The organism is Bacillus sp. DTU_2020_1000418_1_SI_GHA_SEK_038 (assembly GCF_032341175.1).
Taxonomy (GTDB): Bacteria; Bacillota; Bacilli; order Bacillales; family Cytobacillaceae; genus Cytobacillus.
This window is the reverse complement of sequence record NZ_CP135435.1, coordinates 1097612-1121619: the sequence shown is the minus strand read 5'-3', so window position 1 is coordinate 1121619 and position 24008 is coordinate 1097612. Positions and strand designations below refer to the sequence as shown.

General features: G+C 37.9%; 20 protein-coding genes and 1 riboswitch. Of the genes, 4 read left to right on the top strand and 16 right to left on the bottom strand.

Features of this window, described 5'->3' with window-relative positions; translation table 11 throughout:
- The first annotated feature begins 342 nt into the window (after positions 1 to 342).
- A complete protein-coding gene (locus tag RRV45_RS05555; RefSeq protein ID WP_315667785.1) occupies positions 343 to 510 on the top strand; it encodes a DUF4083 family protein in 168 nt (55 codons plus the stop codon).
- A gap of 87 nt (positions 511 to 597) precedes the next feature.
- On the opposite strand, the gene aac(6') is transcribed toward RRV45_RS05555, so the two are convergent.
- Both aac(6') and RRV45_RS05545 read right to left on the bottom strand, forming a co-directional pair.
- The gene (gene aac(6') / locus RRV45_RS05550; protein ID WP_315667784.1) at positions 598 to 1032 is read right to left on the bottom strand and encodes an aminoglycoside 6'-N-acetyltransferase; all 435 of its coding nucleotides are present in this window, start codon (positions 1030 to 1032) and stop codon (positions 598 to 600) included.
- Between the two features lie 135 nt (positions 1033 to 1167).
- Positions 1168 to 1983: an undecaprenyl-diphosphate phosphatase gene (locus RRV45_RS05545; protein ID WP_315667783.1), complete on the bottom strand. Its 816-nt coding sequence runs from the start codon at positions 1981 to 1983 to the stop codon at positions 1168 to 1170.
- A gap of 241 nt (positions 1984 to 2224) precedes the next feature.
- On the opposite strand from RRV45_RS05545, the gene RRV45_RS05540 reads away from it, so the two are divergent.
- Positions 2225 to 2737 carry a DUF3231 family protein gene (locus RRV45_RS05540; protein WP_315668939.1) on the top strand — a complete coding sequence of 171 codons (513 nt, stop codon included), beginning with the start codon at positions 2225 to 2227 and terminating at the stop codon, positions 2735 to 2737.
- 225 nt (positions 2738 to 2962) lie between these two features.
- On the opposite strand, the gene RRV45_RS05535 is transcribed toward RRV45_RS05540, so the two are convergent.
- The 3 genes from RRV45_RS05535 to RRV45_RS05525 form a co-directional block, all read right to left on the bottom strand.
- Positions 2963 to 4249, bottom strand: coding sequence for an MFS transporter (locus RRV45_RS05535; protein WP_315667782.1), 1287 nt, complete (start codon positions 4247 to 4249; stop codon positions 2963 to 2965).
- Between the two features lie 88 nt (positions 4250 to 4337).
- Complete coding sequence (locus RRV45_RS05530) at positions 4338 to 5543, bottom strand: MFS transporter (protein WP_315667781.1); 1206 nt, start codon at positions 5541 to 5543, stop codon at positions 4338 to 4340.
- Positions 5544 to 5829: 286 nt separating this feature from the next.
- Positions 5830 to 8058 carry an AAA domain-containing protein gene (locus RRV45_RS05525; protein ID WP_315667780.1) on the bottom strand — a complete coding sequence of 743 codons (2229 nt, stop codon included), beginning with the start codon at positions 8056 to 8058 and terminating at the stop codon, positions 5830 to 5832.
- Between the two features lie 224 nt (positions 8059 to 8282).
- Here RRV45_RS05525 and RRV45_RS05520 point away from each other — a divergent pair, with 224 nt between their 5' ends.
- Positions 8283 to 8447 carry a hypothetical protein gene (locus RRV45_RS05520; RefSeq protein ID WP_315667779.1) on the top strand — a complete coding sequence of 55 codons (165 nt, stop codon included), beginning with the start codon at positions 8283 to 8285 and terminating at the stop codon, positions 8445 to 8447.
- Positions 8448 to 8967: 520 nt separating this feature from the next.
- Here the strand turns inward: RRV45_RS05520 and RRV45_RS05515 are convergent.
- The 3 genes from RRV45_RS05515 to RRV45_RS05505 all read right to left on the bottom strand — a co-directional run bounded on the left by RRV45_RS05515 (position 8968) and on the right by RRV45_RS05505 (position 11326).
- Positions 8968 to 9225 (bottom strand): hypothetical protein, encoded by a 258-nt coding sequence (locus RRV45_RS05515; protein ID WP_315667778.1) that lies wholly within the window; start codon positions 9223 to 9225, stop codon positions 8968 to 8970.
- 859 nt (positions 9226 to 10084) lie between these two features.
- The gene (locus RRV45_RS05510) at positions 10085 to 10285 is read right to left on the bottom strand and encodes a cold-shock protein (protein WP_315667777.1); all 201 of its coding nucleotides are present in this window, start codon (positions 10283 to 10285) and stop codon (positions 10085 to 10087) included.
- A gap of 558 nt (positions 10286 to 10843) precedes the next feature.
- Positions 10844 to 11326 (bottom strand): hypothetical protein, encoded by a 483-nt coding sequence (locus RRV45_RS05505; protein ID WP_315667776.1) that lies wholly within the window; start codon positions 11324 to 11326, stop codon positions 10844 to 10846.
- A 205-nt stretch (positions 11327 to 11531) separates the two neighbouring features.
- On the opposite strand from RRV45_RS05505, the gene RRV45_RS05500 reads away from it, so the two are divergent.
- Positions 11532 to 12281 carry a CPBP family intramembrane glutamic endopeptidase gene (locus tag RRV45_RS05500; RefSeq protein ID WP_315667775.1) on the top strand — a complete coding sequence of 250 codons (750 nt, stop codon included), beginning with the start codon at positions 11532 to 11534 and terminating at the stop codon, positions 12279 to 12281.
- A gap of 354 nt (positions 12282 to 12635) precedes the next feature.
- Here RRV45_RS05500 and RRV45_RS05495 read toward each other — a convergent pair whose 3' ends face one another.
- The 8 genes from RRV45_RS05495 to RRV45_RS05460 form a co-directional block, all read right to left on the bottom strand.
- Positions 12636 to 13787 carry a M14 family zinc carboxypeptidase gene (locus RRV45_RS05495; RefSeq protein WP_315667774.1) on the bottom strand — a complete coding sequence of 384 codons (1152 nt, stop codon included), beginning with the start codon at positions 13785 to 13787 and terminating at the stop codon, positions 12636 to 12638.
- Between the two features lie 316 nt (positions 13788 to 14103).
- Positions 14104 to 14562 (bottom strand): spore coat protein GerQ, encoded by a 459-nt coding sequence (gerQ, locus tag RRV45_RS05490; RefSeq protein ID WP_315667773.1) that lies wholly within the window; start codon positions 14560 to 14562, stop codon positions 14104 to 14106.
- A 20-nt stretch (positions 14563 to 14582) separates the two neighbouring features.
- Positions 14583 to 15059, bottom strand: coding sequence for a cell wall hydrolase (locus tag RRV45_RS05485; RefSeq protein ID WP_315667772.1), 477 nt, complete (start codon positions 15057 to 15059; stop codon positions 14583 to 14585).
- 484 nt (positions 15060 to 15543) lie between these two features.
- On the bottom strand, positions 15544 to 17244 hold the full coding sequence (locus RRV45_RS05480) for a TRAP transporter substrate-binding protein (protein WP_315667770.1): 1701 nt from the start codon (positions 17242 to 17244) through the stop codon (positions 15544 to 15546).
- 459 nt (positions 17245 to 17703) lie between these two features.
- Positions 17704 to 17789: riboswitch (cyclic di-GMP riboswitch) on the top strand.
- Positions 17790 to 18154: 365 nt separating this feature from the next.
- The gene (locus RRV45_RS05475) at positions 18155 to 19186 is read right to left on the bottom strand and encodes a serine hydrolase domain-containing protein (protein WP_315667769.1); all 1032 of its coding nucleotides are present in this window, start codon (positions 19184 to 19186) and stop codon (positions 18155 to 18157) included.
- A gap of 385 nt (positions 19187 to 19571) precedes the next feature.
- Positions 19572 to 21029, bottom strand: a complete 1458-nt coding sequence (locus RRV45_RS05470; protein ID WP_315667768.1) for a sodium:solute symporter family protein — start codon at positions 21027 to 21029, stop codon at positions 19572 to 19574.
- Between the two features lie 140 nt (positions 21030 to 21169).
- A complete protein-coding gene (locus tag RRV45_RS05465) occupies positions 21170 to 22798 on the bottom strand; it encodes an N-acyl-D-amino-acid deacylase family protein (protein ID WP_315667767.1) in 1629 nt (542 codons plus the stop codon).
- Complete coding sequence (locus RRV45_RS05460) at positions 22791 to 24008, bottom strand: YgeY family selenium metabolism-linked hydrolase (RefSeq protein WP_315667766.1); 1218 nt, start codon at positions 24006 to 24008, stop codon at positions 22791 to 22793. The genes RRV45_RS05465 and RRV45_RS05460 overlap by 8 nt, the downstream gene beginning before the upstream one ends.

Sequence of the window (24008 nt, the reverse complement as noted above, 5' to 3'; positions counted from 1 at the left end):
ACCAAAACAAACTTTTTTTAGCTTTAATTTTTTGGAGAAATTTTAATTAATAAAAACATATATACCCATTCATTATATTTAAACAGAATGAGTAACATGCTTTGTTGTGTAAGAAGGCAGGTGTTAATTACAATAATAAAGAGTTCCCATTTGCTGTTTCCGGCATCTAACTTATCGGAGAGTGACAGGAACCGGTCTAATTTGATCCTCCTAAAAGTAAATAATTCTATTAAAATGTTAACAATTTCATAAACTAAACTGTGTCTAAAATTTAAGTACAGTCTTTTACAAGGACCATACTAGCGATCAATGGTATAATAATCTAAGGGTGAGGTGATAAAAATGTTGAATATTGGCGACATTATTTTTCAGTTATTTGCACTTTTAATTCCTATCGTAATCATTGTAGGTATTGTATTTTTTGTTCGTTCTTCAAAGAAGAGAAAGGAACAATTAGATAGAATTGAAGAAAAATTAGATAGAGCAACAGGACAACTGCAAAAAAAATAGATTTGTAAGCTCGGTTTAAAAAAGCTGGGCTTCGATGCACTTTCCCTAATAGTGATTACAGTAGAAAAATTACCTTCTCGTCTGTCCCTATAACATCTTTTTAAAACAAATAATACGATTTGCTTCACTAAACCCCAATTTAAGATGCATTGCTAAGCTTTCTTCATTTTCTAATTCACAGTCACTAGCAAACTCGTGACAACCTTTTTTCTTAGCCCATTTCTCACAAGCATTAACTAGATTTTTAGCAAAGCCTTGTTTACGAAAAGCCTCTTTTACGTAAAGTCCCTCTAAATATCCTACCGGACTTGAACTAGTCCCTTCAACATAATCATATCGCAGTTGGCATTGTGCAAACCCAATTGCTTCGCTTTCATGATAAGCTAAAATAACAATTGCGTCAGGCTGAGCAATAAGATGCGTCATTTCTTGTATAAATTCTTCTAAAGTGTGACCTGGCCAAAGCAATAAAGCAAGTTGAGCAGCTTCTTTTGCTTCCGGTAATATCGCCTCTTTTAACATATCAAACCCCTCCAAATTAATTTTGCCCTTTACTTAAAATAGATATTAAAATAGGTACAATTGCTATGGCCCGTTTAGTGGCCCTATAATGAAAAATTAGCGCTGATCCTTGTTACAGGAAAGCGCCTAATCCTTTTAGAAGAAAATAAGAAGTAATGCCCCGACAATGAAACAATAATATGTAAAATAAACGAGCTTTCCATTTTTCATTATTCCCATAAACCATTTCATCGCAAAATAGGTCATTAAAAGTGTGGCAACAAATGCAGCTAAATATGGAATTGCTAAGTCTGCTTTATTTGGTTCATTTAAAAAATCGGAAAAACCAAGTATAACGCCTCCGAGGCTCACTGGAATATACAACATAAATGAAAATCGAAGTGCCGTATCTTGTTTCATTCCAACAGCAATTGATGAAATAATCGTTGCACCTGAACGACTAATCCCTGGTGTTAAGGCGACAGCCTGCCCTAAACCAACAATGAACGCATCCTTAATCTTAATATTACTCTCGCCTTTTGTTCCTTTCATATTGCGAATGAACCACAAGGCAATTCCTGTGACGAAGAGCATCACCGCAATGGTAGCCATACTAACATTTTCTGCGATAAAGTCATTTAATAAAATCCCAAGAACTCCTGCTGGAATAGTACCAATGATAATAAAGCAAACAAAGCGAAAGTCACTCTTATAGCTCTGATTTTTCGTTTTTAAATAACGAATTGAATTAGCAGTAAGTCTCACAATATCTTGTCTGTAAATATAAAGGATTGCAAGCAGTGAAGCTGTATTTGTTAATATAGCAAAGGTAAGACCTTGTTCACCAAGCCCTAAAATCTCACTGACAATCATTACGTGTCCACTAGACGATACGGGAATTGGTTCTGTAAAACCTTGCACTATCCCAATTAAAATCATTTTGATTATGAATATAAAATCTGTTTCTCCCATTTTACCCTCCCAATAAGTCTCCTTTTCATTTTAACAGACGAAACGGGATTAGAAATTGTTTCCCGTTTTTTGTTTATTTTTTAAAACAGGATTTCTGATCTAATTTTATTGTCAACATAATGATCGAGCTTTATTTCGAAGCCACAAAAAAATGAATGAATAACCTGCGAAAGGCGAATGATAAAAACATGTGCTTTGGCGAAAGGAGGCACTATAAATGAATTTGATTAGGAGGATTAAAATGGGAATATTAAGTGGAAATCCAACAGATGAACCTATGCATTATGGGGAAGTATTTAGCACCTGGTCGTTTCTTTTAACGGCTAAAGGGGCAATTGCAGGGTATCAAACTCACCTAAATCATGCTGGTGATGAAGATTTACAGAAATTGCTTGAGGAGGCCATTCAAGGAGGACAACAAGAAATCAAACAGATTGAAGCTTTGTTAAAAGCGAATGGAGTTGGATTACCTCCAACACCTCCAGAAAGACCTAATGCTTGCTTAGAGGATATTCCTGTTGGGGCACGTTTTGCAGATCCTGAAATAGCTGCTGGCCTTTCAATGAGCATTGCTGCAGGATTAGTAGCGTGCAGTACAATAATGGGGCAATCCATTCGAGAAGATATTGCAATGATGTTTGGCCAGTTTCATATTCAAAAGGCAGCACTTGGAGCTAAAGTTCTCCGTCTAAATAAAGAAAAAGGATGGCTTATTCCACCACCTTTACATCATTATAAAGCAGAAGATTGTTAATTAATTTTCACCTGATAAAAGGGAGTAGAAATTTTATTCTGCTCCCCTTTTTTGTATTCTCCATTCGTGTTTCATACCTATATGAATATCGTGAAGCACCCCAACATACTGTGCAGCAAGGGCTGTTCTGTCATTTCTGTGAATGACAGCAAATATATAATCTATTTAAGATAACAATAGAATTCCATACCGTTTGTTATTAACCGTGCCTTTTTAAGGGGGGATTTATTTTAAAACCGCATTATTTTTGTACCTGCGATACCCAAACACAACAGGGATAAGAGCTAGTGATAATAGTCCTCCACTTAAAGATAATATCGTAAAACTTGAACTTGCTACTACCATTCCTGAAAGAGCTCCCCCAGAAGCGCCTGCTAAAGCAATACTGACATCAAGTGTCCCTTGAGTTTTTGCACGTGTGGAAGGCTCTGTTGAATCAACGATTTGGGCGGTGCCACTAATTAAGCCGAAGTTCCACCCTAATCCAAGTAAAGAAAGAGCAATGACTAATAGAATCATGGAATCACCCGGTGCAAAAGCGGCTAATAAACTAGCGAATAACAGTGTAACACCTGAAGCGATGCTCATCGCTGTTCGGCCGATTTTATCAACAAGGATCCCTGTTACAAGTGAAGGGAGATACATAGCACCTATATGAAATCCAATCACAATTCCCACATCAGATAAACTGTGCCCATGATGTTTCATATGGATGGGTGTCATCGTCATAACGGCAACCATGACTATTTGAGTTAAAACCATCACAGTCGCACCAACCAAAAGTCCACTTTTATTACTTCCTGTGTTAAAGGAATCTGTTTTCTTTTCATGCCCATTTGCTTGTTTATAAATGGCAATCCTATTCGCAATCTCTAATGGATCAGGACGCAACATGATAAAAAGGACAAGCCCTGCCAAACTAAAGGCTGCAGCCCCTAAAATAAATGGTCCGGCAAGAGCTGGCACACCAATGAAAAGTGCAAATTCCCCCATAATTCCTACTAAATTCGGACCGGCAACCGCTCCAAATGTTGTCATCATCATCGTTGTACTTATCGCTTTTGCTCGTTGATTCTTATCAGCTAAGTCCGTTCCAGCATAACGGGCTTGCAAATTTGTCGCAGTTCCTGAACCATAGATTACGAGAGACGCAAATAAAAGGATCACACTATTCAACATCGCAGCAACCACTACGCCAATAGCTCCTAATCCACCAACCATAAATCCTGTCGCTAAACCAGTACGTCGTCCGTATCTTTGTGAAAGCCTTCCTACGATTAAAGCGGCTCCGGCTGACCCTAAAGTTAATAATGCAGAGGGAATTCCAGCATAGGCATCCGTTCCCAGCATTTGTTGAGCTAAGAGAGCCCCTACAGTCACACCTGCCGCAAGTCCAGCCCCACCAAAAATTTGTGATAGACTGACAACAAACAACACTCGTTTATATAATTTTCTTAACTCTTCGGGTGACTCTATATAATACTCGTTTGGATCTAATTCTTTCGCCAGCACTTATAAGCACCTTCTTAGATTTAATTATTCAACTCGATGAATGAAAACGTAACTATTGAGTCAGCCGATACTAAATAATGAATTCCTGCTAAGCAGTTCTATTTGCAATGCTTTGGTAGATCTCTCTTTCCTTTCTGCTATACAGGAAGTAATACAGAATAATAGATAATAAGACTACCATGGCCATCGCTAAAAAAAGTCCCCGGTAGCCAATGATTGGAGCGAGGAATCCAAGCAAATAAGGCCCTGCTCCAAGACCTAAATCATATAAAATAAAATAAGTTGATGTAGCTAATCCTAAACGATGAGGCACAGTGATTTTTATTGCTGTTGCCTGAACAATAGAATTAAAGTTTCCATATCCTAAGCCAATAAGGACACCCGCCAATAGTAAAACGAATCCACTATGCGCTTGGCTAAATAGGACCATTCCTGCTGAAAAAATGATGAGGCAAGGATAGACAACAATATTTGCCCCTTTTAGATCCATTAATCGACCTGTAAAAGGTCTTGAAATAATAATAATGATGGCATATACAAGAAAGAAGAAGCTCCCAGCCTCAACTAATTGAATTTCCTTCGTGTAAAAAGTGAGAAATGACATCACACCTGAATAACAAAAACCAATGACAAGGGCAACAATTGAAATGGGTATAACCATTGGTTCAAGGAAGTTAGAAATTTTAAAGCCCTGACCAGCTTTTTCAAGATTTCCCTTCATTGATTGAGAAACTGGTATTTTCAAAGTAAAGGATATGAATAAACAAAAGATAGATAGTATTAAATTAAATATAAAAACCATTGAATAATCCCCATATTGTGTAAGTTGAATTCCCACTAGAGGGCCAATGGCAGAAGCTAAAATAGAACTCAAGCTATAATAGCCAATCCCTTCCCCTCGCCTATTTTTCGGAATAATTTGGGCAATGATCGTTCCCGTAGCCGTACTAGCAACCCCAAGCGCTATTCCATGCAGAAATCGATTCAGTAACAATAACGGTAAATGAACGGCAACAAAATATAAGGCCGTTGTGATAATAAATAAAATCAAACCCGTAAATAAAACTTTCTTACTCCCTGCATCTTGAATCTTACGTCCTGTTACTAACCGGCCAATCAAAACACCAATAATAAAAATACTTGATACGAGCCCTGCTATACTCGTTGAGGCATCGAATTTTTCAACAGCATAAGGAGCAATCGTTACAATCAATAAAAAAAATACAAGCGTTAATAAAAAATTGATCAAAGAAACGATAATAAAGTCCTTCGTCCAAAGCCTTTCCTTAATCATATGCTTCCCCCTGCTTGTGTGGAATTTTGAACAGTTTTGCAATTATAAGATATTTGCTTACAGACTATTTAACCATGAATGCCTCGATTTACCAAACGTGAAGTGTCTTTATATTTTGAACATGGCTTTCAGAAATCCGAGTGTGACTCCACATGTTTCAAATCATCCATAATAATAAAAAGGCAACTCACAATGGGTAGTTGCCTTTCTAAAATGGACTCGATTCTTTTCACATAAATGAGTGTGCTAACAACACATTCTTTTTCCCTATCACAAAGCAGCTTCACTAAATCTGTTTTAACATGTATTCACACACATTACTCGAACGAAGCCTAGCCGCTACATAAGGAGGCTGGACTCCTCTGGCGCCTTCAAGCGGAATTCCGAGCCACAAAACTTTCCCGTCAATGATCACAAACGGAAAGGGAAAGCTCCTTTCCAGCCAGATGTCGCACTCGCTCCACTTTTGTTTCGTAATAAAGGTCAATTTTACTCGTTTTTCTCTATTTAATAACTGCTTAGACCATTCTTCAGATAACTCGCTTCCCTCCGGCAAGGAGATGGTAATAGATGACTTCGCCGATCTCATGTCCCGAAAAACAGCTTCTAATTTTCGTGCATGCATCCATCTTAATTTTGGGTGTTGATTGCGAATCCATGAGCCAATTTCTTTCGTTGTCACCGTTTGTTTGTTCCTTACTTGATGGTCAACGAGCTGCCGCAGTGTTTTTCCCCGATAAACATGACTTTCGATAAAATCTCTATTGCTAACGTGAAGAAATTTTCCTTTCGTTCTCGTAATGGCCACATTAATCAAACGTTCACTTTCCTTGCCAGTCAGCAGCATACCAGCGCGTTCTTGCGGGGCACTATCGACCGTATCAAAGATCATCACATCCCGTTCACTTCCCTGGAATCGGTGGACAGTAGCCGCAATGATATCCGCTTGGCTGCGCTCATTCTCATAAATCTCTTCCAACAGCTGCTCCATAAGATTCGCTTGAGCACGGTATGGAGTCACATACCCGATCGATTTAGCTCCACTCAAGTATGCTTCATGAATTAATTGAAAAGACAACAACAGCTGCCATAGATTGAACCTGGAATTGGTTGCTTTGTCACTTATACAATGCAGGCCCGTGAAGCTCGTATCTACAAGCACAGCCGCTCGCTCTTTAAAAGGAGCAAGGCTTGTGATCTTATTTCTGCTATTAAAGACACTTTCATGATCGCCAACCAGCGAATGATAGATGTACCGATTCGTAAAAGCTGAAATATCAGGGTGCATCCTCCGCTGTTCTTTTAATAAAAAAAGCTGCGGATGAAGCTTCTCGTCATTCAGCCAATCTACCACTCCCGCCTTATGGAACACATCCTCTTTCAGCCATGTGGCCACAAGCAGATCCCGGCTTGCGGCAATCGGAGGCAATTGCTTGAAGTCGCCGCAAATAATGACTCGCTTGCCCAAGGCTGCAGCAAAAGCAGCTTGTGGTACATAAGCCATACTCGCTTCATCTAGGATGACTAGGTCATAATCCTGTTCATAAATAGCGCTGTCACTAGCCGACTTTGCTAGCGTTGTGCCGACAATGAACGCCTCTTTGACTAACTGAACTTCTTCCTTCCGAACCTTTTCCAGCAGCCTAGCAATTTTTGTTTCTAGTTCAAGCAGATGATCCGAGTCTCGTTTACTAAAAGAATGAGCCAAGTCTTGCTTTAAGTGGCGTCTTTCTTCAACCAGCCTCTCTCTATCCTTGGCAAGGAGCGGGTCCTGCTTTTCAATCAGCAGATTTGTCGTAATTTCTTGGTGGGCCGACAGAGTTTCCCCAATGTTCCCGCCATAGCGAAGCACATCTCCTTCACGAAATCGTTCTTTCTTCTTAATAAAATCTGTCACTTCACCCATCAGAACATCAACTGCTTGATTGCTATGCGACAAAATCAATACTTTTTTCTTCTGAAAATATTTATTAGCTGCCGTTCTGGCCAAAGTATATGTTTTTCCGGTTCCCGGGGGCCCCCAGACGAAAGTGGCCGGATTGTATTTGGACCGTAAAACCAATTCATGGACATTACTCTGAATCTTTTCCTCAGGATGTTTCGTTTCCATGGAAGGATTCATCAATCTCTTCACTCTCATCCGCTTTTGTTTATTTTTTTTGATTTCATCCAAACGCTCGATTAATTGTTCAAGCAATTCCCAAGGGTCATGCAGCAGATACGCATCCGGAATGAGGTCGCCAAAGTTCTGCTCTAAAGCAAGAATAATTCCCCTGCCCTCCGAGGAAAGCACCTTTCCACTAGTTTTCATCGTTCCCCATTCCAATTTTATCGAGGAACCAACGGGTATCCTTAATGAGGTGGATGTATCAAAATAGTAGCTATACGGGCCATCGTTTGATAACAGCCTTCCTTTTATGATAGAATAGCGGCTTCCGCCGAACTTTTTTAAGTGGTTAATCTCTTGTTGTATGGCTTGCTGCCATTCTTTGATGTGTGTTTTGGTTGTTGTCATTGGTTTCCCCTTGTTATTTACTACTTGTAGATAATTTCCGATTAAATCGTACTGGTTATTATACATTAAAATGGTTGCCTTGAATGGTGAACCGCATGCGTATTTCTGATTGTAATCATTGGAAAAAAGCATCCGTAACTTGATCGAATGAGTAAATCCTTGGGATATATGTGTGATATTGGTAAATAATATAAAGGTTAAGACATCAATTGAGGAGGAATAGTATGCAGCCGAATCAACAAGCTAATAAGAATTTGGGTTCTGGTTCTAATTTGAAATCAGGATTTGTTGGAACTGATCCACAGAAAGTGAAACAGGAAATTAGAAAAGATGTGAGTGAAGGACAAGGTGCGATGACTTCGCGGGAAGCAGGGGCGATGCGGGATTGAAAAACTACTCAAAAGTAAACTGTAATCCAATTGTTAGTCGTTTCTAACAATTGGGATGCAGTTCATAATGGAAGTTTTCTTTACTTTTATTGAAGCATGCATGTATCTTTTCTCTTGGTGTATTTTTTCACATCACATCATCAAAAATTCAGGAAATAAACTAGGATAACCGTAACAGTTAAACTAAATCGGTTTTATCAAGTATTCACAAACTTAACTCGAAACAAACCTAGCCCTATATAAGAAAGCTAGGCTCCTCTGGTTCTCCCAAGCTAAATCCCAACCTCAACGACAAACATCATATTCTTCTTCGCCCTTAAAATATGGCTGCTCATTACCTTTATTCCTTAAGAAAAAATCATCAAGGATGTTGAAAACCTGTTATATCAAATTGATTGTTTGAAAGCCAAAACTATTTAAATATTCCAAGGTGGATAAAATACACCGGGAATTAAAGTTGATTGTTAGTATGAGGAGTCTGTAAGGTGAATTTCCCCGTCATCATGTAAATAGCAAAGTTTTATAATAGAGATAAACTTTGCCCCTTCTTACCTTTATTCCAAAAATACAAACCAAAGAAAATACCTATTGGAAAAAGAACGATCGTTACAGCAATCGAACCAAGAATCCAAGCAGTGATCATCAGTAAGGTTGCTTCGTATTCAAAAGTCAAATCACCAAATAAGACTCTTATTAATTGGATAAGATTCGCCTGAATAAACGAAAAGAATAATGTTATTTTTAAAACATATTTCCATTTTGTTTTGTTTATTTGCAAACTCGCCACTCCTTTCTATTATCACCATAAATATATTCTTTATTTTTCCAGTAAAACCTTCTTTAAAGGTGGATCCCTGCGTTTTATCTTAAGCTGGGTGGGAGAAATACGAAAAAGCAGGTATCCTTAGCGGAAACCTGCTTCTGATAACTATTTAAACATCTTAATAATTTCTATCATCATCTTTGCCGCGATTCTATGCCAATAAAACTGATTAACGGTTCCTGTAAAATAAAGATCCGTCTTTGGATGGTAAAACGCAAAAGCACCTGTTTGACCCCAATGTCCAATTAACCCCTCCCTAAACTCTTTAAAAGATATGGGCTGACTGCTATCCCCCACACCATAAAAAATAACCCTGGGCCAAAAAGAATCTTCCAATTTTTTAGATCATTAAAATATTCTTTTGGAAAAAAGTGTCCATTCATAAATGCCTTTAAAAAATCATAGATTCTTTCGCTGTTGATACAATGCCTCCCTCTGGTCCTATCAAAAGCCCCATACAGGATTATTACTCCGTATGGGGCTGTGTTATTTATTAATTTCTTACCGTACCGGGGGTCTGGCACCTGTTCTCAAGAAAGATCCGCTGCCATTCCCCATTATATTAATGGATTAACGCACTGGGGTCAGGCGCTTTTTCTGGATCGTAGACAATATATAATAGTGCAGAACGAAAAAACGTAAAAATTAGGGATTACTACCTTACTGTGTTATACTTAGTCTACCATTTATACTTTTTACTGTTTCGTGTTTGTTACTGCAAAAATCCTATTCATTTTTTGAATAGGTTTTTTTGTTTTTCGCTTAAAAATATAAAAAAACAGACCCAACATTAAGGGTCTGTCTTTAGCAATTATTAAGCTTTTTGAACATTTGTAGCTTGTGGGCCACGTTGTCCTTGTTCAATATCAAAAGTTACACTTTGACCTTCGTCTAAAGATTTGAAACCTTCGCCTTGGATTGCTGAGAAATGTACGAATACATCTTCTCCTGCTTCACGCTCGATGAAACCGAATCCTTTTTCTGCATTAAACCACTTAACTTTACCTTGTTCCATAATTATTTCCTCCTAGTGCGGAATCCCACACAATTTGTTACTATCCTTGCTCAAATAACCTTAGACGAAAAACAAAATCTATTCTCAATCTGATATAGAACAAAAATAATTCTCTCTAACAGTAACAGATGTAGCATGAAATAGCAAATGTATGTCCACATTTCCGTCTATCTGCTTACGAAAGCGCGGACACTCGTTCCGTTGATTACCCTAAAAGGCTGTTTCTATAGAGGTGAACGGACTCTGATTCCGCTAATGCTTGAAAATATGTCTATTTTCTCATCTTTTTCATTAATAACGGATTCTCTGTCCTATTCATTCGCAAAAAGTGCGGATTTAATAGAAATAAAGGATTCCCTGCTACTCATAGACAGAGCCTGCCACCAGTTCAAACTTGAAATTCCCAAAAATGATGCATGCCCCCGTTTTTAAGAGTTAAACTACACGAGAATATTAGAGGGAGGCTCCTTTTTTGATACATTTCTGTTTAAACTAAAGAAACAAAAATACACGAAAAACCCCATACAGTATCAGACTCCCTATGGGCTTCGTTCTTTGTTAATAACTCACCGGAACAATTCCAGAATCTGTTTGATACCCAGCTAGCGGGTAAGCAGGAATCTCTTCTTCCCAACGGTTTGGATTAACCTTTTGTACTTCACAGGTGGCTAGGCCGTAAAGTAAGGCTTTTAATCCACGGTGATTTTGTTTGATTAAATGTCCGTTTGATTTCTTGCCTAGATTTCCATCTCTTGTATTGCCTTTTGTTTCAAAGAAGATGGCTGGGTTGCTGTGATGAGTCGGATTGATATTGGCGTAGTTTAAGCCCAGCATCATAGCAGAAACAACTCCGCCTCTGATGTCAATCTCGTATCTCTTATCACCACTGCCGGTTTGGTAACGGTCAATATGCATATACCCGTAATCTTTTAATGCATCGTATACATAGACGTTCATTTGGCGTGTAAGGTCATAGTATAAGCCGTCTTTAATACCTGGTAAAGTTGGTTCATTTTCTGCTAATGAAACTCCAAAAGACATGGTGCTGATTCATTTGTTGCATAAACTGTTTTAAATCCTTGATGGTGAAGATCCACAGCGAAATCTCGCTTCACATTTGCCCAGTATTTGCATACTCTAAAAACAACAATTTATGCAAAAAGATTATTTAATAAAAGGAATTGTCAATAAACAAATAGAATTCTAGAGTAAAAAACTAATAAAATGGAAATTAAAAGGGGATAATATGAATAATCCTGAAATGAAATCCGAAGTACACCATCATGTGAGCCTTTCTAAAGCACCGATCCTTATTCTTTTTGTAAGGACGCTATTATTTGGCTTTATACAGACGTTATTTATACTCATTTTCAGCATTTCTTGGGTGGAGTCTATTCCATGGTGGCCAATAATTGCTATTTTATCAAACATAATTTGTTATTTCTTAATTTCTTTTTTAGCTAAACGAGAAAATAAAAGTTACCTTGATATCATCCATTTTGACAAAAGTAAATTAATACAAGATCTAAAAGCTGTATGGTGGGTATTGATCATTGGTGGAGTAGTGGGCGGCATCGGATTGAATGGTGTTGGTTTCTTTATGTATGGCAGTTTCATGCCACCAGATAATATAATTCAACCATTACCCATTTGGGCAGCAATTATTGGGCTTATTCTTTTCCCTATTACAAATGCATTAGTAGAAGTACCACTATATATGGGGTATTGTTTATCAAGATTAGAAGTCCAATTTAATTCAAAAATTCTTGCACTTATATTATCTTCCTTCTTCTTAGCATTTCAACATATTACTCTGCCTATTACGATAAATGATTACAAGTTTATGATTTGGCATTTTGTATCTATGCTTCCTCTCGCATTTGTTGTTGGCCTAGTCTACTTAAAAATCAGAAGATTAGTTCCTATTATGATTGTCCATTATATAATGGATGTACTGGCGATTATTGGACTGTTTATGGTTTCATTGGATAAATAATACAACGGTTACGATCAAGCTGCCCTGTATACGAAAACCTGAAAAGGCTGAATGCACATTGTTCAGTCTTTTAATATTGTAATTATTTTTTGTTCAATACAGATTTCACTTCCGTACATTATTCGTATGATCGCATTTTCTAAATCAAGTATCAGCCAGATTTCTTTATATAAGTCTGTATCTAAATTGCAAAAAAACAGCCAGCATTAAGCATCATATTAGTAAATTTCTATTTCATTCCAGTATTAAATCTCACCGATACTAAAGGTAAATGATCTTCCATTCCAACTAATGAAACCGAAATAAACGCCTAAGCCCCATACAGGATTACTCCTTATGGGGCTTCGATATTTTTTAATAGATTACCGGTGTAATCCCTGTATCCGTTTGATACCCAGCTAACGGATATGCCGGAATCTCTTCTTCCCAACGGTTTGGATTAACCTTTTCTACTTCACCTGTGGCTAAGCCGTAAAGTAAGGCTTTTAATCCAAGATAATTTTGTTTGATTAAATACCCGTTTGATTTTTGGCCGAGATTTCCATCTCTTGTATTGCCTTTTGTTTCAAAGAAGATGGCTGGGTTGCTGTGATTATTTGGATTGATATTGTCGTAGTTTAAGCCCATCATCATTGCGGAAACAACTCCGCCTTTGATGTCAATTTCGTATCTCTTATCACCACTGCCAGTTTGGTAACGATCAATATGCATATATCCGTAATCTTTTAATGCATCGTATACATAGACGCTCATTTGGCGCGTAAGGTCATTGTATAAGCCATCTTTAATACCTGGTAAAGTCGGTCCATTTGGAGCTAATGATATCCCAAGCGACATGGATGTTGATTCATTTGTTCCGTAAACTGTTTTAAATCCTTGATGGTGAAGATCCACAGCGAAATCTGGTTTCACATCTGCCCAGTATTTGTAGAAGACAAGTGATTCTTTTGCTTGAAACCCGTTTTCTGCCCAATCGCGATTTAAATCAATCGTCATGTTACGACCTCTGTTGTCCACTCTTGGTTGTCCATTTTCATCATGAAGCAGCGTTGTTCGTGTGTTCATGATGCTTCCATCCGGATTATACATTGGAATTGCATAAATAGTTGTTTCTTCTAAGATCTTTTCAATATCTTTAGATCCGCTGCTTCCAAAAGTTTTTAACAGTTCTAATACGGCATCCGTTGTTAATTTTTCATCTCCGTGAATTTGAGCTTGTACCCAAATTTTAATTGGACCTGTACCCACTTTAGCTGCGTAGAAGCTTCGGTTTTGTTCACTCTTTCCGTATTCATCTAACGTGAATACTTCTACTTTCCCTTTACTTGTGTGTTCGATTTTCTTCAGTTCTTTAATCATATCATCGTATGTAATCATACTGTCCATGCTTGTGTTTCCATTTGTCGATGGACCTCCAGGAACGGTGTCAGCTGCATTTGCTTGAGACGTTAACAGAGCTGACACAAAGAACATTATTACGACAAAAGACATCCATAATTTTTTCAACAGAACCCCTCCCAAACTATCATTATTTTCAAATACATTACTAGTATAGTTGAAAGAATATATAAACAGAATGGTTTTTTCGGATTATTCTGACTAATAAAGGATAGGGATTTAGTCTTTTTTATTGAATAGCAGAGTAGGAATAAAGGATTGTCCCGCTTGAATTTAACATCTGTGTGATCTTCATTTGTGTTAATGGCACCAGCGAAAAAGTTCTCTTCAATTTATTCCCGAATTTACAATCTATATGCGTTATAACTAAAAACCCGCTCATTTTCCAAAAAGGAAGTAAGCGGATTTTTAGATTTCTACAAACTCAGTCCGTTGTCGTCAGGGATGCCTGGACTTCCGGAGTAATTGTAGGGGAAGGATAGTTAATTCTTTCATCGAACTCCACCCAGTCAAGATTGGCCATCATCAGCAGATAGCGCTTACCGCTTGACGGGTCACTGATAATTATGTGGTCACGACCAGCCGTTTCTACACGTCCATGGTAAACCATCGCATTCCATTTGTTGTTACCTTGGTAAGTAAAGTAGAATGTACCAATCTTACCTTTATTGAGCCGTAAAATATTTTCAATAAATGATTCTTCCATCACACCACCGAGAAGTTGCTGCCCTGTTCCTATTGGGACCGTTGGGACGGAATACGTGGGTCCAGAAGGCATAGCCATCGGGAAGCCAGCAGGTTGTGTGCTACCGCCCCGTATCATAGAATCTGGATAAAAACCATTATAATACATTGGGTAATAACTAGAGTTTCCACAAGTCATGAAGATCAGCTCCTTTTAATTTACCTATAAAACTCTTCACAGTAGCCTGGTACAGCTACATAGAAGCAATGATTCCTGTAGGCATGATCGAACGTCGTATTGGGGGATCTTGGCATCGTGGCGGTACAAGGAGCTCGGAATTTTTTCCCCGGACTGGGGTTAAAAAACCACAAATTCATTCTAGACCGAGGTTCCCTATAACCCTGCAGCAAATCCCTAGCCCTTTGGAGGTCAGCTTCTTTTGGACGTTGTGTATATAATGTTCCATTTAAGACTGGCTCGAAATGAGGAATTCCAGTCCCAGGTATAGTTTGATAAATCGCATGTCTGATGTTGCGCAACCCCTTGAAGTCAGGAGCACAGTCAGCTTCGACTCGATTGGCCACAACCGTTCCTACCATGTTCATCCCTTTGGGTCCTTCACCAATCCCTTCCGCGAGCATGAGCCTAGCTAACTGATCCACATCATTTGAAGTATGTTTTATTCGTCTACCCATTTTCTCCCTCCCTTCGCCTTACAATTAACTTATTTCTTGAAGCTGGTTTTGGTAACTTGCCTATCAGCTAAAATTCTTGCTTTTATCCGTTTTTCAAACTACAAATACAAAAGCCGCAGCTTAAAATATAAAAATGTTTATAAATACATAGATGGTTAATCCTATTTCCTGCGGTTTTCTTCCTTAATGACATGTTCTAAAAAAATTTATCTTAGAGCCAATCGCACACTTTAGTCTTAATTAGCTAAGTTTATTTTAGGAAATTTCAATCCTCGACCCGGCAACGCAGAAATTAGGAACTTTTTTATATTTACAAAAACGAATAGCCTTCCCAAATGGAAAGGCTTTTCAATGTTACATCTCGTATTATTATTTTCTTACAAGCAGTGAGCAGCACCCACATGTCCAGAGTGTATATGGCAACACGAAAGGTGCTTGCGTTTACCAACTCCAAATTCCAAAAAAACAGAGGAATTACCTTGACCTAACTAATCTGTTTTAATTCCTTAATCGTTTTTAACAGATTCTCTGTTTCAATATCTTTTGCTAACATTTGTTGGATAGGCTCCACAATTTGTTTAAAAGGCTGAGGATCAATTTGGAATATTTCTGCTCCATCTTGTAAAGCGATTTCCTTGTACACTGCTTCCTGATCATATAATGCTTGTCTTTCCTCATCAACAGCTGCTTTAACTGCTTCCATAAGAACTTTTTTCTGTTGTCTTGATAAAGCCGCATATTTCTTTCCATTCATTAACAAAAAGCGAGTTGTATAATCGTGACCTGTTTCCGTGATATATTTTCCATTATCTGTTTTATGATGGTTCTGTTCAACAAAGTAAGGATATGCATTCTCTGCAAAATCAATCGTTTTTTGTTGGAGTCCCTGGTAGATTTCCCCCCAAACCATAGAGGTCGTAATGGCACCGATTTTTGTTAAATAGTCCGCTGCAACACCTGCTGTTTGTGTTCGTACGGTCATTCCTTTTAAATCATCTAATCCAACAATAGGTTTCTTTCCATAGTAATGTCTGACACCGGCTGACAAGTAGCCTAAGACGTGTAACCGATTATTTGACTTTCTTTTAATTAGAGAAGAAATGTACCGTCCAACTTTCCCATCCACCGCTCTCTCCCAATGCTCGTAGCTGTCAAAAAGATAAGGTAAAGTTAAGAGATCAAGTTCATGAATCCCTGTCCTTGATACGACATTTGGGGAAACGACAATGACATCAATGGTTCCTTTTTGAAGCTTGTTCAATAATTCAACCTCATTTGTTCCGAGTGTCCCAGGGTGAATTTCAACTTGAATCGCATCATTTGATGCTGTTTCGACTACTTCTTTAAATTTCTGCATCCCTAAATGATAAGGATTTTCAAGAGAGGTTTGATTATGTGCAACCGTAATCTTAAATTTTTCTCTCTTAGATTGACCGACTCTCAGGAAGAGCTTTTCATACAGTTTTCTTTTTCTCTGTTGATGACTAAGTATTGGGTTAGGCTTCCAAAGATTCTTATCTTTTGTGATCTTTGTAAAGTAATCCCCCATTGATTTTTGATATTCATCAAAAAATTCGATGGAACGACTTATTTTAAGACACGCCTGTGCATACTTTACTTTAAATTCTTCCTTAAACATTTCAAGACCATTACGTTCGATATACCGATCTTTATCAAGGATAAAATCATTAAAATGATCCATTTCCTCTAAATAATGGATCACTTCAACATAGACATGACCGTCCAATTTTGCTGCCACTGGTAAAAGTTTAAGGCTATAATTATTTTTTAACTCCTTAAGAGTTTCAGAGTTTATCCCTGCTGCATCTGGTTGTTCAATAACTTGACCAATCATAGATTTAAATTCAGAAAGGAATTTTTCACTTTCAATTTTTACATTATTAATGGCTTCTATTTTTTGAGGAAAGGATTGAATAAATTCATTTTCTAAGTTTTTGTCAAACGCCTTCTTATATGAATTATCAGAATGTCTAATCGTTAAAGACACCCCAACAAGTGTTAATATTCCCCCTAAAATTGAACCAAAATAGGCTAATGTATCTGGTTCAGCAATTTCTAGATTTAGCGCCCTAATAAATGTCATCGGAATGATTGGAAAAACAATTAAGATAATGATTACTAGAAGGTTAGTAGGACGCAAGAGTTCTGTCAGCTTTTTTATCATGGTAATCCTCGACTTTCAATGAATTTCAATGATTAGTATACTACGTCTATTTTCGGTTGAAAATCTGTTTAATATTTTTACATTTAGATTTAAATCTATTAAACCACCTTTTTAAGTAATGTATTCTAGAGTAACACAGGTAGATACCCGTCCAAAAAAAAGCGCCTCTCAAAAGAAAGGCTACTTTTTTGTTAACAAACGAGTATGGGTATTTCTTAATTATTGATCTATTTTTCAAAGGCTTTTTTATCACAGAGCTATATCAAATCCCTATTGGAAGCTCTACAGGGCAAGGCCCAAAAAATCCTTATTGTGCCTAACGCATGCCTTGCCCTGTAACTCAGAAGAAGGAATTTATAATAAGAAACTTAATAACTCCCAAGTTTCAAATTGTTCAAATTGTAAATTTTCAATTAATATTTTCGACATTATTCACCTTTTTACAACAAAATATGTTAACTTTAATATGGGCAAATTTTACGAAAGTAAAAGACGCAAAGCTACGGGCCTAAAACATTTATTGTCATGGCAGCCGGGTTGCCAAGAATTTTTCTTGTATTTCTATCGAATATTGATCTCTTTCTAATTTGCCTAATTTTTCATTAAGAGGGAGAATAATGATATTTTATCCAACATTTTTTTGTAACAATACACAAGTAAGGCATGCTGTAAAAGACAAAAACCTATCAGAGTGCGGAAAAAAATACAATCCATTTTCCACATTCACCCGAAATGATCTTAAAAATATTAAATTCAAACAATCTAAAGAAATTAACTGCCCTGTATGCAGATCCATCATTAAATAAGATGATGGATCTTTTTAGTTGATTTTTAAGGAACCTAATTCAATTGATGCTTCTTACATTTGCAGCCACCTGCTGCTTCATTATTGGTAATCCCTGTATGTCAATCAGCTCTCCGATTTATACATCTTGATGACTTCTATCATCATCTTTGCTGCAACTCTATGCCCATAAAACTGATTAACCGTTCCTGTAAAGTAAAGATCCGTCTTTGGATGGTAAAACGAAAAAGCACCTGTTTGACCCCAATGTCCAATTAATCCCTCCTTAAATTGTCTAATAGATATGGGCTGACTTGCTATCCCCATCCCATAAAAAAATAATCCTGGACCAAAAAGGATCTTCCAATTTCTTAGCTCATTAAAATATTCTTTTGGAAAAAAGCGTCCACTCATAAAGGCTTTTAAAAAAATCATAGATTCTCTCGCTGTCGATACAATACCTCCTTCTGGTCCTATAGAAGACATGTATAAAGGCAAATGTAGTTCCTTATCTTTGAAATAGAGTGGTGCCGGCTTTACATCGTTCAGTTTTTCAAATAGGTATGTTGTCTCTAATGCTAGTTCATCAAAAATAACCTCCTTGAATACTGTAAGAATATCTTTCTCTGTAATAGTTTCAATGATTTTTCCTAAAAGCTGATAATTGGTATCTGAATAATGAGCCCTTTTTCCAGGGATAAATTTCGGTTTTTTCTGTTTTGCACTTGTGATGGTTTTCTCGAAGCCCCAGCCTTGATCTTTTCCTGCCGTTAATTCGGCAATTACATCACTAGTAAAGTAATCAGGAATTCCCGATGTATTAGACATTAAATGTTGAATGGTTATTACCTTGGAGTGATCTATACCGTTAATCATGTGGAGTTTGTGCAGGATATCTTTAGATAAATATTTGGAGATTTTATCATGAAGTTGCAGGCGATTTTCTGCTCTTAATTTTAACAAGACTGCGGTTACATATAATTTTGTTACACTCGCTATGAAATAGGGCCGATTTGTCTTTAGGTTTCCAGCAGCACTGATTAGTGATAACGAGTCATCTCCCTTTTCAACACATAATACAGCACCGAAAATGTGTTTCTTGGACACCGCATTTGATACTAAATCATCCATATAGGCTTGATTCATGGTTTTTAACAATGGAATCCCCCTATCCTTTTCTTGCTAAGTAATGGCTTTCCATTTCGAGTTTCATTAGGAATATATGACTGCTCAACTACCATTATTTCTTCGTTATTCAAAAACACGGGGACGCTCCCCATGTTTTCCTAGTAAAATTAAATTACCTCTCCATGTACAAATGATGTAACACCAAATGGTAAGTTGCCCTCATCAATTTCATCCAGGTACCACCACCAAGGCTCCTATAATTTTCGTGAAGTTCCTTCCCATTAAATAAAAAGACACCGATTTTTAACATATCGATGTCGAATAAATAATGTGCCTGCCCCCCAGTAAGACTAAACTAAGGGGCAGGCACATTTTTTAAAATAGAACACTTTTATTTTTTTAATATTCTAATATTTTATGACATATTTTGCTCTTTATCTTCATGAAACTTTACCATGTTCTGTTTTGTTCCCTTTGTAAATATGGAAACAATATAGAATGAAATCGCGCTGACAATTAACGCAGGATATATTGGATCTAAATTGAAAAAGTTGATTATTCCACGTTCAGCTAGAGCAACAGTAATACTTCCTAGGATGAGTGATGTCATACTTCCCGCAGCTGTAGCTCGTTCCCAAATGTGCCCAATTAAATATGGAATAAAGGCTCCACCAGCCCTTAGCGTAAAGGAGAACATAAGAAGAGTGATAATATCTGCAAAATTGAAGACTGCAATGGCAAGGCTTAAGCCACAAACGATTACCATTGTCCATCTGATCATTTTTAATTGTTCTGCATCTGTAGCAGTCTTTTTTAAATATGGTTTGTAAATATCATTTGTAAAAATTGAGCCAGCAGCTAAAAGATTACTTGAGGCACTTGACATCGTTGCGGAGATAAGAGCAGCGAATAAAATTCCTACCACGTATGAAGGTAAAACCTCTAATGCCATTAATGGAAGGGCATAATTGGCACCACGTTCCGTCATAATGGATTCATCTATGATTCCATTTTGGACCATGCCATACATTAAAATACCGATGACTGCAGGAATAAAGGCAAAAATGGCATATACGATTGATGTGATAATAGATGCATATTTTGCTGATTTTTCATCTTTCGCAGCGTAATAACGTTGAACGGCTTCCTGACCAACTGTAAAGGAAGCAATATACATGACGATTAAAGCGATAATTGTCCCGATGCCTGCACCATCAAACATATTCCATTTCTCAGCTGGAACATTTACAGTTAATTCTGCAAAACCACCACCAGCATTCAAGGCGAACGGAATAATTAACGCCATTCCCACTACAATAAACACCCACTGCACAACATCCGTATAGACTACACTGAACATTCCACCCATTACACTGTATGCGGCAACTACTACCGTAACAACAACAACAGATAAATTATAATCCCACCCTGTCATCACTGACAAAATCGTTGCTGAAGCGATTAACTGAACAGCAGTCAATCCAACCATTGGAAGTAACATGATGATTGAAGTAATAAATCCGTTTTTTGGACCGTATCTTTTTGCAAAAAACTCCGGAACTGTCTTTACTAAAGAACGCCTCAATAACGGAGCTATAAAAGCAAGGATGATAAAGGCCACAGCCATTGCTGAAACATACCAAAACGCAGACAGCCCCCAATCTCCATATGCTTTTGATACTACCCCTAATGTGGAACCCCCGCCTACTTCAGTAGCGGCCAAGCTTCCTGCCAGCAGCCACGGACCCATTTTTCGACCTGCAACTAAAAAGTCTTCATTATTTTCGATTTTTTTCGAGGATGCATAACCGATATAAACCATAATTGCCAAATACACAACGACAATCCCTATTACTACGATACCAGCTCCCACAAACATTCCTCCTTTTTTTAAAAAACCGTCATCTACCTTTCAATTGTTGTCTATAATCTATATCTAGAAAAATAGCTTGAAATCCCTTGTTCCTCTTCCTTAGCTGAAAAATTTAGAAGCCTCATCATTCTGCAGGAATATTAATATATATAGCTAGTATTTCCTTGCACCTCTACATTGTACTTTCTCCTCACCACCTTTCCAGCTGGCTTTCTGTAAGCCTTTTCGACATGAATAACGACTTCTCCATTGACAATGACCGTATCAATCCCTAAGCTATACTGTCGCGGCTTTTCATAAGTAGCTTGGTCGATAATATGATCCGGATTAAAAATGACAATATCAGCAGCTAATCCTTCTCTTAAAATTCCTCGGTCTTGTAAACCTATAATTCTAGCTGGTTGTGAAGTCATTCTTCGGATCATATCCTCCAACGGCATGACCTTTTCTTCTCTGACATACTTTCCAAGAATACGAGGGAAGGATCCGAATGCTCGAGGATGGGGTTCCCCTCCCAACAATCCATCGCTGCCGATTGTGCCAGATGGATGAGATAGAATCATTTTTACTGATTCTTCATTCATGACAAAATCAATCATTCCAACACCGTTTTTCTCGTGTAAAATTAAATCTAGCGCCACCTCCGCACAATTTTCCCTTTGATCAATTTCAGCAATTTCTTTGATGGTCTTCCCTACACAATAGTGCTTCTCTGCCGATTCAACGGAAGTGATAATGATGCCATCCCAACCAGCCCACTTCGACATACTATCCCAGCCCTTGAAACCTGTTGCCATTTCTCGCATCATTTTTTCCCTTAGTTCACGGTCCTCTAAACGCATAAGCAGCTGATCTGTCCCTCCATCATGTACCCAAGGAGGGAGTATCGCGCTTAACATCGTACTTCCGGCAGTATAAGGGTACTGATCAAAAGTTACTTCCAAACCATCTTCTCGAGCCTTGTCAATCATTTTTATAACATCAGGTGTTTTGTACCAGTTATCTTTTCCACAATTCTTTAAGTGAGAAAAATGGAGATGAGCACCACGAAGCTTCATCATATCCATTAATTCTTGCATCGATTCTAAGATCTCATCCCCTTCACTTCTTTGGTGAATTACTAGGGGAACACCATAATCGGCAATGACTTCGCATAACGCCTCTAATTCTTTCATCTCAGCAAAACAACATGGTGGGTAAATCAATCCTGTCGATAAGCCAACTGCACCTTCATTTAGTGATCGCCGCAGAACTTCTTGCATTTGCTTAATTTCCTCATCTGTTGCAACTCTATTATCAAGACCCATGACCTCCATTCTGATGTTTCCATGGGGGGCGAGAACGGCTAGATTGTAGCTTGGCTTCATTCTCTCGATTTTATCTAAATATTCAGAAATAGTTGTCCAATCCCAATCTATTGGCGGATTCCCATCTAAGCCAGCTAAGTTTTTTCTCCAGGCTGGCACATAATCTTTTGGCAGCGGTGCCGCGGCAATTCCATCCTGACCAAGTAAGTCCGTTGTGATCCCTTGACGAACCTTAGCTTCAATCAAAGGTTCATCTAATATCACTAAGTCTGAATGGGTATGCATATCAATAAAACCGGGACTCACTACCTGATTCCTTGCATCTATCTCCTCTATGGCACGACAATTAGATAGTTTCCCAATTCTAGCAATTCTTCCATCCTTTATTGCTATGTCCCCGTAATACCATGGTGATCCAGTCCCATCAATAATTTTTCCATTACGAATGATTAAGTCATACATGATCGGCTGTCTCCTTTTTCTTTAATTCTAACGAGGTTAGTGCCTTTATGATCGCTGCGTACCCAGCCGCTGCTTTCACCAATTGATCGATTTCAATATACTCATTATCAACATGGGCTTGAGATTCTAATGAAGGACCAAAACCGATTGTCGGTATATTCACTTCACCTGCGAAATGGCTTCCATTTGTACAGAAGGAATAATGAGATAACTCTGAATGAAGGCCAATAGCAACAAGTTCCTTTAATGGAAGCTGAACAAAATCTTCTTCGTCATGGAATAACCAGCCTGGGAAAAACCGCTCATCTTGAATCGATGCTCCCGTATAGCATCTTTCCTTACCGAAAGCATATTTTACAGTCGCTTCAAACTCTGGATTCTCCGATTCCAGCTTTTCTATTAAACTTTGTATAGGTGCTAGTACAGATTCTTTTGTTTCCCCTACCAATAAACGGCGATCAAAAGTCGCTGTACATAAAGAGGGTACAACAGATGCACCAGGGTACGGGGATGATTTAATATCCGTTAACTCAAGGATTCCTTTCCCTAAAATATCATGCTCTATTATTGGCAGATTACGAATTCCAGAAATAAGCTTCATCATCTGATAAACAGCATTGTTTCCTTTTTCAGGATTCGAGGAATGTGCCGGTTTACCAATCGTTTCAACCACGACTTCCGCCCGGCCTCTTTGCCCCCTATTTAATTTTAAATCGGTGGCCTCCCCAATCACAACAAAGTCTGGATTAACAATTTCACTTACTCTTCGTGTCGCAACTCCCTCAAAGCATTCTTCATGAACACTGCAAGAAACGACTACTTTGCCTGAGAACTTTTTGCCGGTATCCTCTGCGAAGTTTACGGCCGCACAAATCATTGCACTAACAGCCCCCTTCATATCAGAGGTTCCACGACCGTATATTTTTCCATCCTTCAATTCACCGGAAAAAGGATCCGATGTCCACCTATCCGCATTTACTGGCACTGTATCAATATGTCCATCTAATAGAACTGTAGGTCCTTCTGTATTCCCTTTCATGACTAAGATGACGTTACCTAGCTCATCAACAATGACATCGTCAAACCCGTTCTGTTCTGCATAGTGCTTAATTTCTTTTGCTGCTAAATCTTCTTCTCCTGAATAGCTTTTTAACCTTACTAACGATTGACAAAGCTGAATGACATTTGTTTTTCTTCTTTCTGTCAACAT

Excerpts from the sequence above, each read along its gene's own strand:
- RRV45_RS05480 (WP_315667770.1), bottom strand. The coding sequence starts at position 17,244 with ATGATAAAAAAGCTGACAGAACTCTTGCGTCCTACTAACCTTCTAGTA.
- RRV45_RS05460 (WP_315667766.1), bottom strand. The coding sequence starts at position 24,008 with ATGTTGACAGAAAGAAGAAAAACAAATGTCATTCAGCTTTGTCAATCG.
- RRV45_RS05530 (WP_315667781.1), bottom strand. The coding sequence starts at position 5,543 with ATGATTAAGGAAAGGCTTTGGACGAAGGACTTTATTATCGTTTCTTTG.
- RRV45_RS05545 (WP_315667783.1), bottom strand. The coding sequence starts at position 1,983 with ATGGGAGAAACAGATTTTATATTCATAATCAAAATGATTTTAATTGGG.
- RRV45_RS05520 (WP_315667779.1), top strand. The coding sequence starts at position 8,283 with ATGCAGCCGAATCAACAAGCTAATAAGAATTTGGGTTCTGGTTCTAAT.
- gerQ (WP_315667773.1), bottom strand. The coding sequence starts at position 14,562 with ATGACTTGTGGAAACTCTAGTTATTACCCAATGTATTATAATGGTTTT.
- RRV45_RS05505 (WP_315667776.1), bottom strand. The coding sequence starts at position 11,326 with ATGTCTTTTGGAGTTTCATTAGCAGAAAATGAACCAACTTTACCAGGT.
- RRV45_RS05540 (WP_315668939.1), top strand. The coding sequence starts at position 2,225 with ATGGGAATATTAAGTGGAAATCCAACAGATGAACCTATGCATTATGGG.
- RRV45_RS05485 (WP_315667772.1), bottom strand. The coding sequence starts at position 15,059 with ATGGGTAGACGAATAAAACATACTTCAAATGATGTGGATCAGTTAGCT.
- RRV45_RS05555 (WP_315667785.1), top strand. The coding sequence starts at position 343 with ATGTTGAATATTGGCGACATTATTTTTCAGTTATTTGCACTTTTAATT.
- RRV45_RS05465 (WP_315667767.1), bottom strand. The coding sequence starts at position 22,798 with ATGTATGACTTAATCATTCGTAATGGAAAAATTATTGATGGGACTGGA.
- RRV45_RS05500 (WP_315667775.1), top strand. The coding sequence starts at position 11,532 with ATGAATAATCCTGAAATGAAATCCGAAGTACACCATCATGTGAGCCTT.
- RRV45_RS05510 (WP_315667777.1), bottom strand. The coding sequence starts at position 10,285 with ATGGAACAAGGTAAAGTTAAGTGGTTTAATGCAGAAAAAGGATTCGGT.
- RRV45_RS05525 (WP_315667780.1), bottom strand. The coding sequence starts at position 8,058 with ATGACAACAACCAAAACACACATCAAAGAATGGCAGCAAGCCATACAA.